The organism is Thioclava sp. ISO4, assembly GCF_058105145.1.
This window is the reverse complement of the sequence record NZ_CM176571.1, coordinates 297,043-311,498: the sequence shown is the minus strand read 5'-3', so window position 1 is coordinate 311,498 and position 14,456 is coordinate 297,043. Positions and strand designations below refer to the sequence as shown.

The window sequence follows — 14,456 nt, the reverse complement described above, 5'->3', positions numbered from 1 at the left end:
GCTTACAGCATCCACTCGATCGGCAGGCGCTGCGCGATCCACAGGAAGATGCGGTGCGAGAAGGGCACGCCCGGCTCGCGCTTGCGCACGCCATGCCCGGGCCGCGACCAGCGCAATTGCTGCGCGCGGGTGAGGCGCAGCCGCCATGCGCGGGCGGGGATGAATTCCTTGAAGGCCTCGGAGATTTCCGTCGCGATCTCGGGCGCGTCGATCACGATGCCCAGCTCGGTATTCAGGCGCATCGAGCGCGGATCGAAGTTGAACGAGCCGATGAAGACCCGCGCGCGATCTACCGCGAAAACCTTGGCGTGCAGCTTGTTGCGCGAGAAGGGCGAGGTGCCGCGAATGTCGGAGCCCAGCAGCCGCTCGCGGCGGTTGCGCTCGCTCGGGCGGCGCTCTTCGGCATCGGCGGCGTATTCGTAAAGCTCGATGCCCGCACGCAACAGCCCCTTGCGGCGATGCGCGTAGCCGGAATGGACCAGCGCCACATCGGTCGCGGCATAGGAATTCGTCAGCACCTTGATGGTCGCCCCCGATTGCGCGATCCGCTTGAGATACCGCACCCCCGTCCGCGTCGGGACGAGGTAGGGCGTGACGAGAACCAGTTCCTCCAGCGGTTGCCCCAAGGCGCGCACCAGATATTGCCAGAGCAGTTTGCGCCCCTGCAAAAGCCCGTGGATTTTCGACGGGTGGTCGTAGATCAACTGCGCCTCGGCGAAGATCACCCGCGCCTTGCCCGACAGCAGTCGCGACAGCCGGTCGGGATGCTGAAGGTCGTCGGCATAGCGCTTCGCCTCCGGCGCCGAAAGGCGGAGCTCTTCGGTCTTGATGATGGTCTCGGCCTCTTTCGCCTCGCAGCTGCCCAACATCTTTTCCGCAGGGATTGCGGGGGGCGCGTTCCAGTACAGATCGAACTGCTTGCCGATCTGCGCGAGAACCGGACCCGCGACGGCGACGTCGAGATCCATGTAGAGCCCGCTCTCGGAGAGGCTGTTGAAATAATCGTCGCCGATATTGCGCCCGCCGAGGATCGCCATGCGGCCATCCGCTATCATCGCCTTGTTGTGCATCCGGCGGTTCAGGCGGCGGAAATCGGACAGGTAGCCAAGAAAGCGCGCGGTCCGGATCGGGAAGGGGTTGAACAGGCGCACGTCGACATTGGGCAACTGATCGAGCGCAGCCAGCGTGCGGTCCATTCCCGCCGTGCCGTTATCGTCGATCAGCAGACGGATATGGACCCCGCGCTTGGCCGCCTCGCGCAGAGCGCCCAGCATGATCGCGCCCGCCGTGTCGTTCTGCCAGATGTAGTATTGCAGATCGAGCGAGACCTCCGCCGCGTCGATCAGTTCCAGCCGCGCCGCCAGCGCGTCGAGCGGATCGGCAAGCAGCTGGACCGCGCTCTTTGTCTCAATTCCCGCGAGTCGGTCCTGCAGCGCGGTCGCGAAGCGCCCGGTTTCGGGGGCGAGCTGCATATGGGACTTGGGGAACGGACCCTTGGGGCGCCGATGCGACAGCCTTGCGACGATCAGCGTCAGACCGGCCAGCGCGATGAGGCCGGCGATCAGGGCGAAGCCCAGAATATGAAGCAGTTCCCGTTCCATGGCTGGCATCATGTAGGCGGTTCAAGGGTTTAGGAAAGTGGGCTTCGCGCATGAAAAAGGCCGACGTGATCGCCGGCCCTTCCAAATTTTCGTGTTCCGGTCTCCGCGGATCACCCGATCGCGGCGGCTTTCACGTCGTCGTCGATGTAGGGCACGTATTGCGCGAAGTTGTCCGAGAACATCTCCACCAGTTTCTGCGCCTGCGCGTCATAGGCCGCCGCGTCGTCCCAGGTGCGGCGCGGGTCCAGAAGCACGTCCGAAACATTCGGGACCGAGACCGGAACCTCGAAGCCGAAGTTGGGATCCTTGCGGAACTGCACGTCATGCAGCGAGCCGTCGAGCGCAGCTTTCAGCAGTGCACGGGTCGCGCGGATCGGCATCCGCGAGCCGGTTCCGAAGGCGCCGCCGGTCCAGCCGGTGTTGACCAGCCAGCACGACGCGCCGGTGTCGCGGATCTTTTCCTGCAGCAGCTTTCCATAGACCTCGGGGCGACGCGGCATGAAGGGCGCGCCGAAGCAGGTCGAGAAGGTCGGGAGCGGCTCGACCACGCCGACCTCGGTGCCCGGGGTCTTCGAGGTGAAGCCCGACAGGAAGTGATACATCGCCTGCGCCGGGGTGAGCCGCGCGATGGGCGGCAGGACACCGAAAGCGTCGCAGGTCAGCATGATCACGTTCTTGGGCTGGCCCGCCATCGCGGTATCCGAGGCGTTCGGAATGTAATGCAGCGGATAGGCGCAGCGCATGTTGTCGGTGATCGAGTTGTCGTTGAAGTCCAGCTCCAGCGTCTCCTCGTCGAACACCATGTTCTCGACCACGGTGCCGAACATCGAGCAGGTGTTGTAGATCTCCGGCTCGGCTTCTTTCGACAGGTTGATCGTCTTCGCGTAGCAGCCGCCTTCGAAGTTGAAGATGCCGTTATGCGACCAGCCATGCTCGTCATCGCCCACGAGGATGCGCGAGGGATCGGCCGAGAGCGTCGTCTTGCCAGTGCCCGAAAGGCCGAAGAAGACCGCCGCGTCATCGGGGTCGTCGATCGCGTGGTTGGCCGAGCAGTGCATCGCCATGATGCCTTCGCCGGGCAGGATGTAGTTGAGAAGGGTGAAGACGCCCTTCTTGTTCTCACCCGCATAGGCGGTGTTGCCGATCAGGATCGTCTTCTTCTCGAAGTTCAGCGCGATCACGGTTTCCGAGCGGCAGCCGTGCTTCTCGGGATCGGCCTTGAAGCTCGGGCAGTTGATGATCGTCCATTCCGGGTTGAACGTGTCGAGCTCCTCACGCTCGGGGCGGCGCAGCATGGTGCGCAGGAACAGCCCGTGCCAGGCCATTTCCGCCACGAGGCGCACGTCGAGTCGATGCTCGGGATCGGCGCCGCCGAAGAGGTCCTCGACGAAGTAATCCTTGCCCTTCATATGCTCCAGCATGTCGGCATGGAGGCGGTCGAAGGCTTCGGGCTCCATCGGGGAGTTGTTCTCCCACCAGATGCTGTCTTCGACCGAGGCGGTGCGCACGACGAACTTGTCTTTGGGCGACCGGCCCGTGTGTTTCCCGGTGGTGCAGTAGAAGGCGCCACCCTTGCCGAGCGTACCTTCGTCGCGCTTGATCGCTTCTTGGATCAGCGCCGGTTCCAGCAGGTTGTAATAGACATTCGCGAGACCTTTGATCCCTTGATCTTCCAGTCGTTTCGCGGGGTTAACGCGTCCAATGTCCATCTGATGCTCCCGATGCCGTCGCGCGGCGTTACAGGGTTATTCCCGGCGCCTCGGGGCCTCGAAGCGCCGATCCGAGCAACAATGTTACCCGGATGGATCGCCTATAGCATGACAATTTTGCGAAGGAACAGAATGGATAGGGGGAGTTAGCGCAACCATTTCTAGGTTTAGCGCAATCACGGCGAAATGTCGCGGAAAGGTGAGGCAAATTAGTCAAAGGTTCGGAAATTCTGGCTCTGATGATTCGCGAAACCTTGGTGATTCGCAGCTTTTTGTTGATTTGAAGGCAACGAACGCGGAATATGCGTGTAATAACTATAAAGTAGCAGTGAAGGGATATTCCGACATGTCGAGAATCGCGCTGGTCGACGACGACCGCAATATTCTGACCTCTGTCTCGATGACGCTCGAGGCCGAAGGTTACGATGTCGAAACGTATAACGATGGACAGGCTGCATTCGACGCGTTCACCAAGCGCCTCCCGGACATGGCGGTTCTCGATATAAAGATGCCGCGGATGGACGGCATGGAGCTGCTGCAGAGACTTCGCCAGAAGACCGCGATCCCGGTGATCTTCCTGACTTCCAAAGACGACGAAATCGACGAGGTTCTCGGTCTGCGCATGGGCGCGGACGACTACGTCAAGAAGCCGTTCTCGCAGCGTCTTCTGGTCGAACGCATCCGCGCGCTGCTGCGCCGGCAGGAAGCGATCTCGACCGGCGAGGTCGCCTCGACCGAAGACACCAAGGTCATGGTGCGCGGCTCGCTGGAGATGGATCCGCTGCGCCACGCAGTGACCTGGAAGAGCAAGGACGTCACGCTGACCGTGACCGAATTCCTGCTGCTTCAGGCACTCGCTCAGCGGCCCGGTTTCGTGAAATCCCGCGATCAGCTGATGGACGTGGCTTACGACGATCAGGTCTATGTCGACGACCGCACGATCGACAGCCACATCAAGCGCCTGCGCAAGAAGATGCGCAGCGTCGATGATGATTTCACGGCGATCGAGACACTCTACGGCATCGGATACCGGTATAACGAAGAGTGATGCTACGTTGATGAGTATTGCCGGGAAGATCGGATTGGCTCGAAAGCGCTCCTCAAACTTCGCCCGTCACGCGCCGGAAACGGAAGTCGTGCTCGGCGAGGATTGGGTCGGCCCGGCCGATATCGTCGACGACGATCTGCGCAAGGGTCGGGCGCGGCGGTCGATGTTCTCGCTCAACCGCTCGCCGCTGGCGCGCAAGATCATCACCTTCAACCTGTTGGCGATGATCGTGCTGGTGACCGGCGTGCTCTATCTCAACCCGTTTCGCGACAGCCTCGTGCTGCAGCGCGAAAGCGGGCTGGTGAACGAGGCGCAGCTGGCCGCCGACGTGTTCGAGGCGCAGCTTCCGGCGGGGGCTCCGGTTAATCTGGCGGCGGGAGACGGGCTCGACCCGCTCGCGACGATCCGCGGGATGGAGCTGCCCGAGGGCGCCGATCTCTACCTGTTCGATCCCAGTGCGGCGCTGCTTGGCACCACTACCACGGGCGACCGCGCGCCGGTCGAAGAGGTCGACGGGCTCAATTTCGACAAACGCTCCACCGTGCTCAGCGATTTTCTCGGTCAGATCTGGGACTCGGTCGCGGGTCTGTTCGAGCGCGGTGGCGGCACCGCCGCCAATAGCGCACTCGACATGGTGCGCGATCTGGTGCCCTCGGCGTTGGATGGCCGCACCAAGATCGCGTCGCAGAAGAACGCCGCCGGCGAGACCATCTTCGCCGTCGCCACGCCGATCCGGCAGGGCGATCGCGTCGTAGGCGTAGTCGGGCTGATCTCCGTCGCGGGGCAGATCGACGCGCTGGTCCGCGTCGAGCGCGAGCAGGTGCTGCAGATGTTCGTGATCGCGATCATCGTCTCGATCGGGCTGTCGCTGGTGCTGGCCTCGACCATCGCCAACCCGCTTTCCGATCTTGCCGCCGCTGCCGAAATCGGGCGCGACAAGAACGCGCGCAAAATGGCACCCGCCCGGGTGCGCATCCCCGACCTGACCGCGCGACCTGACGAGATCGGGCGGCTGTCGGGCGCGATGCGCGGCATGGTCGGCGCGCTTTACGAACGCATCGACGCGAACGAACAGTTCGCCGCCGACGTTGCCCATGAGATCAAGAACCCGCTGGCCAGTCTGCGCTCTGCCGTAGCCTCGCTGCATATGGTCAAGAAAGACGAACAGCGCACCCGTCTTCTCGAGGTCATCGATCACGACGTGCGCAGATTGGATCGTCTGGTGAGTGACATTTCCAATGCATCGCGGCTCGATTCCGAGCTGGTGAAAGAAGAGGAAGAGCAGTTCGACCTGATCAAGATGGTGTCGAATCTCAGCGAATTCCTCGGGCAGCAGGCGCGCGAGAAGGGCGTCGATTTCATCACAGACCTGCCGTCGCAATCCGTGGTCATCTCGGGGCTGGAAGCGCGTCTGGCGCAGGTCTTCGTCAACCTGATCACCAACGCGACCTCGTTCTGCGAAGAGGGCGACGCGGTGCGGGTCTGGGCGCGCCAGCGCGACAATCGCGTGCTGGTCGTGGTCGAGGATACCGGGCCGGGCATTCCCGAAGAGGCGCTGACCAAGGTCTTCAAGCGGTTCTATTCGGAACGCCCCGAGGGGCAGTTCGGCGATCACTCGGGTCTCGGCCTCGCGATCTCCAAGCAGATCGTCGAAGCCCATGGCGGCGTGATCTGGGCCGAGAATATCCGCCCCACCGATGCCGACCGGACCTCCGATCCTCTGGGCGCGCGTTTCGTCGTGGGCCTGCCGGTCAGCTGAATGACCGGGTCGGACGACCTCTCGACCAATCTCCATGCCAGTGCCGTCGCGCTCGACCCCGAGCGCGGCGTTCTCATTCGTGGCGCCTCGGGCAGCGGCAAATCGCTTCTCGCGTTGCGGTTGATGGCGCTGGGGGCGTCACTCGTCGCCGATGATCGGGTCGATCTGCGCGCCGAAGGCGGGGCGCTGATTGCAAGCGCACCGGAGGCGATCGCGGGCCGGATCGAGGCGCGCGGAGTGGGTATCCTGCGCGCCGATCACCTGTCGCAAGCCCGCATCACTTTGCTGGTCGATCTCGATCGGGAAGAGGTCGAACGCTTGCCAACCTGTCGAAAAGACATGGTGTTGGGGGTCAATCTGCCCCTTGTGCTGCGCGTGCAGCATGGTCATCTTGATGTGGCAATCTTGCAATGGCTGAAAGGGGGCCGATGGGCGTGACGCGATCCGATCCGGTATGGGCACAGGCTGGCCAGCGCGTCGTGCTGGTGACCGGCCCGTCAGGTGCGGGCCGCACGACCGCAATCGGCGCTTTGGAGGATCTGGGCTACGAGCCGATCGTCAACCTGCCGCTGAGTCTCGTGCCGCGCCTTCTCAAGGGCCATCTGACCGGCCCCGTCGCGCTTGGCGTCGATGTACGCGGGCGCGATTTCTCGGCCGCGGCGCTGATCGAACTGGTCGATATGCTGACCAAGCGCCCGGATCTGCATCTCGACCTGCTCTATCTTGATGCGCGCCCCGATGTGCTCGAACGGCGCTACTCCGAGACCCGCCGTCGCCATCCGCTATCGCCCGAGGAAGACCCCGGCGCAGGCATCGCGCAGGAGATGGACCTGCTCTCGCCGATCCGGATGCGCGCCGATGTCCTGATCGACAGCTCCGAGATGAGCCCGCATGATCTTCGCGCCGAGGTCGGGCGCTTCTTCGACACGGGCCGCACCGAGGCGCTCTCGGTCACGGTGAATTCCTTCAGCTACAAGCGCGGGGTGCAGCGCGGGCTCGATCTGATGTTTGATTGCCGCTTCCTCGCCAATCCCCATTGGGAGCCGGAGCTGCGCGCGCTTGACGGTCGCGACGCGGCGGTCGCGGATTATGTCGCCGCCGATCCGCGCTTTGCGGAGTTCCACCAGCGCGTCCACGATCTGCTGTTGTTCCTGCTTCCCGCCTATGTCGCGGAGGGCAAGGCCTACCTCTCGGTCGGCTTCGGGTGTACCGGGGGGCAACACCGCTCGGTCGCAATGACCGAGAGCATCGCCAAAGCGCTTGCGGAAGCAGGGTGGCGCGTGTCTAAACGTCATAGGGAATTGGAGCGTCTCGGCCATGCCGAGAACGAAGAAACGAAGGTGAGGTCGGGCGCGTGATCGGTATCGTGATCGTGGCACATGGTGGTCTGGCGCGCGAATATCTCGCCGCTATAGAGCATGTCGTGGGCCCGCAGCGCGGCATTCGTGCCATCACGATCGAGGACGATCACGACCGCGCGGGCAAGCAGGCGGAGATTCGCGCCGCCGCCGATGCGGTCGATGACGGCACAGGTGTCGTGGTTGTGACCGACATGTTCGGCGGCTCTCCGTCCAACCTGTCTCTGATGGCCTGCGAGGCGCGAGACCGCGAAATCATCTACGGTGCGAACCTGCCGCTGCTGATCAAGCTGGCGAAATCGCGCAGCCTCGCGGTCCATGCCGCGGTCGAGGCCGCGCTCGATGCGGGACGAAAATATATCAATAGTTACAATGCCCAAGCGGGAGTGGTGAAATGTCCGTGACCCGCGAGTTGGAGATCGTGAACGAGAAGGGCCTGCATGCCCGCGCCTCCGCCCGTTTCGTCGAGGTTGTCGAGGATCACGACGCCCGTGCCACGGTAGCGAAGGATGGCCAGTCGGTCTCGGGCGACTCGATCATGGGGCTTTTGATGTTGGCAGCTTCGCGTGGAACCACTATTGAAGTGACGACAAGCGGGGCCGAGGCAGAAAAGCTCGCCGATGCGCTTCAGGCATTGGTGGCCGACAAGTTCGGCGAAGGTATGTGACGCTCCGCACCCAGCGAGGGGGTTCGCCCAATGAACCAAGAGAGCGACATCGCAATCGACGCCGCGCAAGCGGTATCGCGACCCTATGACAAGCGCCGTCTGTCCTATGCGGGTACGTTTTCCAATCCGTTCAAGGTCGGCACGATCCGCACCTTGGAATGGCTGACCGCGAAGGCACAGCTTCTGCATCTGATCCGCAAGTTCGAGAAACGCGGCGCGCCGGTCGGGGCCGAGTTCTGGCCGCAGGCGCTCGATGTGATGGGGATCGATGTCACGACGCCGCCCGAACAGATCGCCCATATCCCGAAAGAGGGCCCGCTGGTGGTCGTCGCCAACCACCCGCACGGGCTGGTGGACGGCATGGTGCTGGCCTACCTGATCGGGCAGGTGCGCGACGATTTCCTGATCCTCACCCGCTCGCTGCTGACCGGGATTCCCGAGGTTGAGCAATACATGCTGCCCGTGCCCTTCCCGCACGAGCCCAATGCCCGCGAGGACAGCCTCAAGATGCGCGCCGCCTGCATGGCGCAGCTCAAGCGCGGCGGCGTGGTGGTTCTGTTCCCGGCGGGGCAGGTGGCACATTCCGAGACGCTGATGGGGCCGGTGATCGAGCAGGAATGGAACCCCTTCACCGCGAAGATGCTCGCTCGGTCGAACGCTTCGGTGCTGCCGATCCATTTCCCGGGGCAGAATTCGCGCGCCTATCAGATCGCCAACAAGCTCAGCGCGACGGTGCGGCAGGGGCTTCTGCTCTATGAGATCAAACGCGCGCTGAACAAGCCCCAGAACCCCGCGATCGGTCCGGCGAAGGGGCCCGAAGAGATCGCCGAGGCGCTGCAAAACCCGCGCAAGTTCCTCGCGGATCTGCGCGCGGAAACGCTGGCGCTGTAAGGCGATTGGTGGAGGGGGCTCTGCCCCCGCGGTTTCACCGCCCCCCGGGATATTTGACGCAGTTGGAAAGAAAAACGCCCGGTTATGCCCCTTAGGTGGCGGCGAACCGGGCGCTTCCAACTGCACGGTCATCGGCGTCCCCGCCTGTTCCGTGAACCCATTTAAGGGGGGCAGGGTTTAGAAAGCCTTAACAGTCTTCCGACTGCCCGAAATATCCCGGGGTGAGCGGCGAAGCCGCGAGGGGCAGCGCCCCTCGACGCCGTCGCCTCAGCGCGTCGGCACCGGCTCCTCGCCGCGATAGTCGTAGAAGCCGCGCCCGGTTTTGCGGCCGAGCCAGCCGGCTTCGACATATTTCGTCAGAAGCGGGCAGGGGCGGTACTTGGTGTCGGCCAGCCCGTCATGCAGCACGTTCATGATCGCGAGGCAGGTGTCGAGCCCGATGAAATCGGCCAGCTCCAGCGGCCCCATCGGATGGTTCGCGCCGAGCTTCATCGACTCGTCGATCGAGCGCACATTCCCCACGCCTTCATAGAGCGTATAGACCGCCTCATTGATCATCGGCATCAGGATGCGGTTCACGATAAAGGCCGGGAAATCTTCGGCCGAGGCCGCGGTTTTGCCGAGCTTTTCCACCACCTCATGCAGTGCCTTGTAGGTTTCCTGATCGGTCGCGATGCCGCGGATCAGTTCGACCAGTTGCATCACCGGCACCGGGTTCATGAAGTGGAAGCCCATGAACTTCTCGGGCCGGTCGGTGCGCGAGGCGAGCCGCGTGATTGAGATCGACGAGGTGTTCGAGGTCAGGATCGTCGTTGGCTTGAGATGCGGAAGCAGGTCTTCGAAGATCGCCTGCTTGACCGTCTCGCGCTCGGTCGCGGCCTCGATCACCAGATCGGTCGGGCCCAGATCGCTCAGTTTCGTGGTCGTGGTGATCCGCTTCAGCGCGGTGGTTTTCTCGTCTTCCGAGATCTTGCCGCGCGACACTTGCCGATCGAGGTTCTTGGTGACCGTGGAGAGCGCTTTCGTCAGCGCCTCGTCGCTGATGTCATTCAGCAGAACGTCATATCCGGCCAGCGCGAAGACATGGGCGATCCCGTTGCCCATCTGCCCTGCACCCACGATGCCCACTTTCTCGATCGCCATAATTTTCCCTCTCACGCTTTGCGCCCTGACCATAGTTCTCCGCTCGGTCCATGCAAGCGAAACGCAGGGCTGAGATCATTTTAACATTAGCCGTTTGGCAAGATTTTGGGCGCAATCTGGCCTCGGGTGAGTCGAACTCAGACTGAGGTGGGAAAATGGCTTTCGAATATACGGGCGATGGCGCCCTCGATTACTTTCCGTGCAGATACGGGAAGTCCAAACTGCTGTTCCGCGGGCCGCGCCGTGCGCTGCAGGGGGATTTCATCGCCGCGATGGGCGGGACGGAGACCTATGGCAAATTCGTGGAGCATCCCTGGCCCGCGCTGCTCGAGGCGCGGCTGGAGATGCCGGTGGTGAATTTCGGCTATCTGAATGCCGGGATCGACGTGTTCCTGCACGAGCCGCAACTGGCCGCCGCATCGGAGGCGGCGAAGGTCACGGTGATCCAGTTGCTCGGCGCGCAGAACATGTCGAACCGCTTCTATGCGGTGCATCCGCGCCGCAATGACCGCTTCCTGCGCGCGTCGAGCCTGATGCGCTCGATCTTCCGCGGCGTAGATTTCACCGAATTCAATTTCACGCGTCACATGCTGAGCGCATTGAAAGAGCGCGAGCCCGAGAAATTCGCCTTGCTCGAGGTCGAATTGCAGGAGGCGTGGCTGCAGCGGATGACCGCGCTTCTGGCCAAGATCAAGGGACGCAAGCTGCTGCTTTGGCTGGGCGAATTCCACGATCCGGCCCATAGCGACACGCTCGGGCACGAGCCGCTGATGGTGACGGAGGCGATGGTGGAGACGCTGCGACCGCTCGTGGCCGATATCGTGCGGGTCGAGCCGTCGGTGACGGCGCGCAGCGCGGGCACGACGGGGATGCATTTCTCCCCGCTGGAAGAGCCGGCGGCGGAAATGGTGCCGGGGCCGCTGGTGCATGAGGAGATCGCAGCGGCGCTCGCGCCTGCGCTGCGGCCATTTCTCTAACAGGAAAGGGCGGGGAAATTCCCCGCCCTTTCGATTTGGTTCAACTCTCCCGGGGGGCAGCGCCCCTTCCGTGGATCAGAGCTTCTCGGTCAGCGCCGGAACAGCGTCGAAGAGGTCCGCGACCAGGCCGTAATCGGCGACCTGGAAGATCGGCGCTTCTTCGTCCTTGTTGATCGCGACGATGATCTTCGAGTCCTTCATGCCGGCGAGGTGCTGGATAGCACCCGAGATGCCGCAGGCGATGTAGAGCTCGGGGGCCACGACCTTGCCGGTCTGACCGACCTGCCAGTCGTTCGGAGCGAAGCCCGAGTCGACGGCGGCGCGCGAGGCACCTACAGCAGCGCCAAGCTTGTCGGCCAGCGCTTCGATCACCTTGAAGTCCTCTTCCGAGCCGACGCCTCGGCCGCCCGACACGACGATCTTCGCCGAGGTCAGCTCCGGACGATCGCTCTCGGCGACCTTGTCTTCGATCCAGCTCGACAGAGCGGGCGCGTCCGACATGGCGACGGTCTCGACCGAAGCCGAACCGCCTTCGCCGGCGGCGTCGAAGGTCGAGGTGCGGAAGGTGATGACCTTCTTCTCGTCCTTCGATTTCACGGTCTGGATCGCGTTACCCGCGTAGATCGGGCGCTCGAACGTGTCGGCATCGACGACGCCGGAGACATCCGAGATCACCATCACGTCGAGAAGCGCGGCCACGCGCGGCATCACGTTCTTCGCATCGGTCGTGGCGGGGGCTACGATATGCGAGTAGTCGCCTGCGAGCGACACGATCAGCGCGGCGGTCGGCTCCGCCAGACGGTGGCTCAGCGACGGATCCTCGGCCACGAGAACCTTCGCGACGCCTTCGATCTTGGCGGCGGCTTCACCCGCGGCGGCAGCAGACGCACCCGCGCAGAGCACGGTCACATCGCCCAGCGATTTTGCGGCGGAGACGGCCTTGGCGGTCGCGTCGACCGACAGTTCGCCATCATTCACTTCACCCAGCAGCAGAACGGCCATCACACGACCCCCTTCTCTTTGAGTTTCGCAACCAGCGTGTCGACATCCGGCACCATTTCGCCAGCCTGACGCGCTTCGGGCTCGGTGGTTTTCACCACTTCGAGGCGCGGCGAGACGTCGACGCCGTAGTCGTCGGCGGTCTTCTCGTCGAGCGGCTTCTTCTTCGCCTTCATGATGTTCGGCAGCGACGCGTAGCGCGGCTCGTTCAGTCGAAGGTCGGTGGTGACGATCGCGGGCAGCTTGACCTCGATGGTCTGCAGACCGCCATCGACTTCGCGGGTGACCTTCGCGGCCTCGCCCTCGACCACGACTTCGGACGCGAAGGTCGCCTGACCCCAGCCCAGAAGCGCCGCCAGCATCTGGCCGGTCGCGTTCATGTCGTTGTCGATCGCCTGCTTGCCGAGGATCACCATGCCGGGCTGCTCTTCCTCGACGACCTTGGCGAGGATCTTGGCGACGGCCAGCGGCTCGATATCGGTCTGCACGTCATCGGCGGCGACCACGAGAATCGCACGATCCGCACCCATCGCGAGCGCGGTGCGCAGGGTTTCCTGCGCCTGCTTCACGCCGATGGAGACCGCGATGATCTCTTCGACGGCGCCCTTCTCCTTCAGACGGATCGCCTCTTCGACAGCGATTTCGTCGAACGGGTTCATCGACATTTTGACATTGGCGAGATCGACACCGCTTCCGTCCGCTTTCACGCGAGCTTTCACGTTATAGTCGATCACGCGCTTCACAGGCACGAGAACCTTCATGGCGTGTCTCCCTTGTGTAGTCCGCCAAATTGCGGCGAACGGATTCATTCGGCAATTTTGTTACAAGAGCAAAGGGCGAAGGGACAGGGGGAAAACGCCTCGTTTTGGCCCTGAAACGTCACGTCTTTTCGACTGTTTGCGCTAGCGGTGCGTGCAAATTGCCCTAGCGTCGCGCTGTGTCCACGATCCGCCCATGAAAAAGGCCGCCCGAAGGCGGCCTTTTGCGTTTGTCTGCCGGGCAAGGTCAGTCGTCCTTGCACTCACCGGCGATCTTGCAGTCGTTCTGCATCTCGAGCCACATCGCGTTGGCGACGGCGACCAGAGCGGCCAGCGGAAGCCCGAGGATCCATGCGAAATACCACATCTGTCTGTCTCCTTAGTAAACGGTATGGCTGTCGCGCTCGACATCTTCGACCGTCACCTTGCCCCACAGGACCTTATAGACCCATGCGGTATAGGCGAGGATGAGCGGCATGAAGATGAGCGCGCAGACGAGCATGATGAACAGCGTCTGGTGCGAGGACGAAGCGTCCCAGACCGTCAGCGAGGCGTTGGGCATTTTCGAGCTCGGCAGGATGAAGGGGAACATCGTCAGGCCGACCGAGGAGATCACGCCGAAGATGCCCAGTTTCGACCAGAGCAGCGTCGAGACTTCGCGCCCGGCGCGCAGCCCCCGCACCGCCATCGCGATACCCACGAGGCCAAGGATCGGCGCAATCGCGATCCACGGGCGGTCCGCATAGGCCTGCATCCAGCTCCCGCTATGCTCGACCGTCGAGAAGAGCGGGTTGGAGGGGCCGTTGTCCGGCACCACCGAGGTGATGTGGTAGCCCTTGATCCCGAAGGCGAGCCAGATCCCGGCGAGGATATAGGCGACGAAGGCCACCATGCCCGCAACGGAGCCGATCTCGGTCGCGCGGACTTTCACCGCGCCTTCGGTCTTCACCGAGAGCCACGCCGCGCCATGCATCATCAGCATCGACAGCGACACCACGCCCGCAAGCAGCGCGTAGGGGTTCAGAAGGCCCAGCAGCTTCATGATGAAGTTGCCCGGATAGAGCGGCATCAGCATGTCGTTGAGCTCGAAGGGCACGCCTTGCAGCACGTTGCCCACGGCGACGCCGAAGATCAGTGCCGGCACCGCGCCGCCCACGAAGAGCGCCCAGTCCCAGCCGTTGCGCCACGCAGCCGAGTCGCGCTTCGAGCGATACTTGAAGCCGACCGGGCGCAGGATCAGCGCCGCGAGCACGAGGAACATCGCGAGGTAAAACCCCGAGAAGCTCACCGCGTAGAGCGGTGGCCAAGCCGCGAAGATCGCGCCCCCGCCGAGGATGAACCAGACCTGGTTGCCTTCCCAGACCGGGCCGACCGTGTTGATCGCCACGCGGCGCTCGCTATCGGTCTTGCCGACGAAGGGCAGAAGGGCCCCCACGCCCATATCGAAGCCGTCGGTGAGCGCAAAGCCGATCAGCAGGACGCCCAGCAGCAGCCACCAGATGACGCGCAGAACGTCGAAGGGGATAAGTTCAAAGAGGATCATGTT

15 protein-coding genes are annotated in these 14,456 nt (G+C 63.3%); 8 read left to right on the top strand and 7 right to left on the bottom strand.

Annotation, left to right across the window (positions count from 1 at the left end):
* Nucleotides 1-2: 2 nt before the first annotated feature.
* Both AC2TZ7_RS01615 and AC2TZ7_RS01610 read right to left on the bottom strand, forming a co-directional pair.
* Nucleotides 3-1,601, bottom strand: a complete 1,599-nt coding sequence (locus tag AC2TZ7_RS01615; RefSeq protein ID WP_489865660.1) for a phospholipase D-like domain-containing protein — start codon at nucleotides 1,599-1,601, stop codon at nucleotides 3-5.
* 110 nt (nucleotides 1,602-1,711) lie between these two features.
* A complete protein-coding gene (locus AC2TZ7_RS01610) occupies nucleotides 1,712-3,310 on the bottom strand; it encodes a phosphoenolpyruvate carboxykinase (RefSeq protein ID WP_489865659.1) in 1,599 nt (532 codons plus the stop codon).
* A gap of 346 nt (nucleotides 3,311-3,656) precedes the next feature.
* Here AC2TZ7_RS01610 and AC2TZ7_RS01605 point away from each other — a divergent pair, with 346 nt between their 5' ends.
* The 7 genes from AC2TZ7_RS01605 to AC2TZ7_RS01575 are packed head-to-tail and all read left to right on the top strand — an operon-like array spanning nucleotide 3,657 to nucleotide 9,033.
* Nucleotides 3,657-4,358, top strand: coding sequence for a response regulator transcription factor (locus tag AC2TZ7_RS01605; RefSeq protein WP_098412154.1), 702 nt, complete (start codon nucleotides 3,657-3,659; stop codon nucleotides 4,356-4,358).
* Between the two features lie 10 nt (nucleotides 4,359-4,368).
* Nucleotides 4,369-6,117, top strand: a complete 1,749-nt coding sequence (locus AC2TZ7_RS01600) for a sensor histidine kinase (protein WP_489865658.1) — start codon at nucleotides 4,369-4,371, stop codon at nucleotides 6,115-6,117.
* Nucleotides 6,118-6,555, top strand: coding sequence for an HPr kinase/phosphorylase (locus AC2TZ7_RS01595; protein ID WP_489865657.1), 438 nt, complete (start codon nucleotides 6,118-6,120; stop codon nucleotides 6,553-6,555).
* Nucleotides 6,546-7,475 (top strand): RNase adapter RapZ, encoded by a 930-nt coding sequence (gene rapZ, locus AC2TZ7_RS01590; RefSeq protein ID WP_489865656.1) that lies wholly within the window; start codon nucleotides 6,546-6,548, stop codon nucleotides 7,473-7,475. Before AC2TZ7_RS01595 ends, rapZ begins: the two co-directional genes overlap by 10 nt.
* Entirely contained in the window at nucleotides 7,472-7,879 is a 408-nt protein-coding gene (locus AC2TZ7_RS01585) for a PTS sugar transporter subunit IIA (protein WP_075776867.1), read from the top strand. Before rapZ ends, AC2TZ7_RS01585 begins: the two co-directional genes overlap by 4 nt.
* Nucleotides 7,870-8,142 (top strand): HPr family phosphocarrier protein, encoded by a 273-nt coding sequence (locus AC2TZ7_RS01580; RefSeq protein ID WP_075776868.1) that lies wholly within the window; start codon nucleotides 7,870-7,872, stop codon nucleotides 8,140-8,142. Before AC2TZ7_RS01585 ends, AC2TZ7_RS01580 begins: the two co-directional genes overlap by 10 nt.
* 30 nt (nucleotides 8,143-8,172) lie before the next feature.
* Nucleotides 8,173-9,033: a lysophospholipid acyltransferase family protein gene (locus AC2TZ7_RS01575; RefSeq protein ID WP_489865655.1), complete on the top strand. Its 861-nt coding sequence runs from the start codon at nucleotides 8,173-8,175 to the stop codon at nucleotides 9,031-9,033.
* Nucleotides 9,034-9,300: 267 nt separating this feature from the next.
* Here the strand turns inward: AC2TZ7_RS01575 and AC2TZ7_RS01570 are convergent, their stop codons facing one another.
* Nucleotides 9,301-10,176: a 3-hydroxybutyryl-CoA dehydrogenase gene (locus AC2TZ7_RS01570; RefSeq protein WP_489865654.1), complete on the bottom strand. Its 876-nt coding sequence runs from the start codon at nucleotides 10,174-10,176 to the stop codon at nucleotides 9,301-9,303.
* 155 nt (nucleotides 10,177-10,331) lie between these two features.
* Here AC2TZ7_RS01570 and AC2TZ7_RS01565 point away from each other — a divergent pair, with 155 nt between their 5' ends.
* The gene (locus AC2TZ7_RS01565) at nucleotides 10,332-11,153 is read left to right on the top strand and encodes a DUF6473 family protein (RefSeq protein ID WP_489865653.1); all 822 of its coding nucleotides are present in this window, start codon (nucleotides 10,332-10,334) and stop codon (nucleotides 11,151-11,153) included.
* Between the two features lie 75 nt (nucleotides 11,154-11,228).
* On the opposite strand, the gene AC2TZ7_RS01560 is transcribed toward AC2TZ7_RS01565, so the two are convergent.
* The 4 genes from AC2TZ7_RS01560 to cydB all read right to left on the bottom strand — a co-directional run bounded on the left by AC2TZ7_RS01560 (nucleotide 11,229) and on the right by cydB (nucleotide 14,453).
* The gene (locus AC2TZ7_RS01560; RefSeq protein ID WP_489865652.1) at nucleotides 11,229-12,155 is read right to left on the bottom strand and encodes an electron transfer flavoprotein subunit alpha/FixB family protein; all 927 of its coding nucleotides are present in this window, start codon (nucleotides 12,153-12,155) and stop codon (nucleotides 11,229-11,231) included.
* Entirely contained in the window at nucleotides 12,155-12,913 is a 759-nt protein-coding gene (locus tag AC2TZ7_RS01555) for an electron transfer flavoprotein subunit beta/FixA family protein (RefSeq protein ID WP_078521428.1), read from the bottom strand. The genes AC2TZ7_RS01560 and AC2TZ7_RS01555 overlap by 1 nt, the downstream gene beginning before the upstream one ends.
* A gap of 244 nt (nucleotides 12,914-13,157) precedes the next feature.
* Nucleotides 13,158-13,277, bottom strand: a complete 120-nt coding sequence (gene cydX, locus AC2TZ7_RS01550) for a cytochrome bd-I oxidase subunit CydX (RefSeq protein WP_078521427.1) — start codon at nucleotides 13,275-13,277, stop codon at nucleotides 13,158-13,160.
* Between the two features lie 12 nt (nucleotides 13,278-13,289).
* A complete protein-coding gene (gene cydB / locus AC2TZ7_RS01545; protein WP_489865651.1) occupies nucleotides 13,290-14,453 on the bottom strand; it encodes a cytochrome d ubiquinol oxidase subunit II in 1,164 nt (387 codons plus the stop codon).
* Between the last annotated feature and the right edge of the window lie 3 nt (nucleotides 14,454-14,456).

What these genes read in the sequence shown, in the direction of transcription:
- AC2TZ7_RS01615 (WP_489865660.1), bottom strand. Translation starts at nt 1,601, where the DNA reads ATGGAACGGGAACTGCTTCATATTCTGGGCTTCGCCCTGATCGCCGGC.
- AC2TZ7_RS01610 (WP_489865659.1), bottom strand. Translation starts at nt 3,310, where the DNA reads ATGGACATTGGACGCGTTAACCCCGCGAAACGACTGGAAGATCAAGGG.
- AC2TZ7_RS01605 (WP_098412154.1), top strand. Translation starts at nt 3,657, where the DNA reads ATGTCGAGAATCGCGCTGGTCGACGACGACCGCAATATTCTGACCTCT.
- AC2TZ7_RS01600 (WP_489865658.1), top strand. Translation starts at nt 4,369, where the DNA reads ATGAGTATTGCCGGGAAGATCGGATTGGCTCGAAAGCGCTCCTCAAAC.
- AC2TZ7_RS01595 (WP_489865657.1), top strand. Translation starts at nt 6,118, where the DNA reads ATGACCGGGTCGGACGACCTCTCGACCAATCTCCATGCCAGTGCCGTC.
- rapZ (WP_489865656.1), top strand. Translation starts at nt 6,546, where the DNA reads ATGGGCGTGACGCGATCCGATCCGGTATGGGCACAGGCTGGCCAGCGC.
- AC2TZ7_RS01580 (WP_075776868.1), top strand. Translation starts at nt 7,870, where the DNA reads ATGTCCGTGACCCGCGAGTTGGAGATCGTGAACGAGAAGGGCCTGCAT.
- AC2TZ7_RS01575 (WP_489865655.1), top strand. Translation starts at nt 8,173, where the DNA reads ATGAACCAAGAGAGCGACATCGCAATCGACGCCGCGCAAGCGGTATCG.
- AC2TZ7_RS01570 (WP_489865654.1), bottom strand. Translation starts at nt 10,176, where the DNA reads ATGGCGATCGAGAAAGTGGGCATCGTGGGTGCAGGGCAGATGGGCAAC.
- AC2TZ7_RS01565 (WP_489865653.1), top strand. Translation starts at nt 10,332, where the DNA reads ATGGCTTTCGAATATACGGGCGATGGCGCCCTCGATTACTTTCCGTGC.
- AC2TZ7_RS01560 (WP_489865652.1), bottom strand. Translation starts at nt 12,155, where the DNA reads ATGGCCGTTCTGCTGCTGGGTGAAGTGAATGATGGCGAACTGTCGGTC.
- AC2TZ7_RS01555 (WP_078521428.1), bottom strand. Translation starts at nt 12,913, where the DNA reads ATGAAGGTTCTCGTGCCTGTGAAGCGCGTGATCGACTATAACGTGAAA.
- cydX (WP_078521427.1), bottom strand. Translation starts at nt 13,277, where the DNA reads ATGTGGTATTTCGCATGGATCCTCGGGCTTCCGCTGGCCGCTCTGGTC.
- cydB (WP_489865651.1), bottom strand. Translation starts at nt 14,453, where the DNA reads ATGATCCTCTTTGAACTTATCCCCTTCGACGTTCTGCGCGTCATCTGG.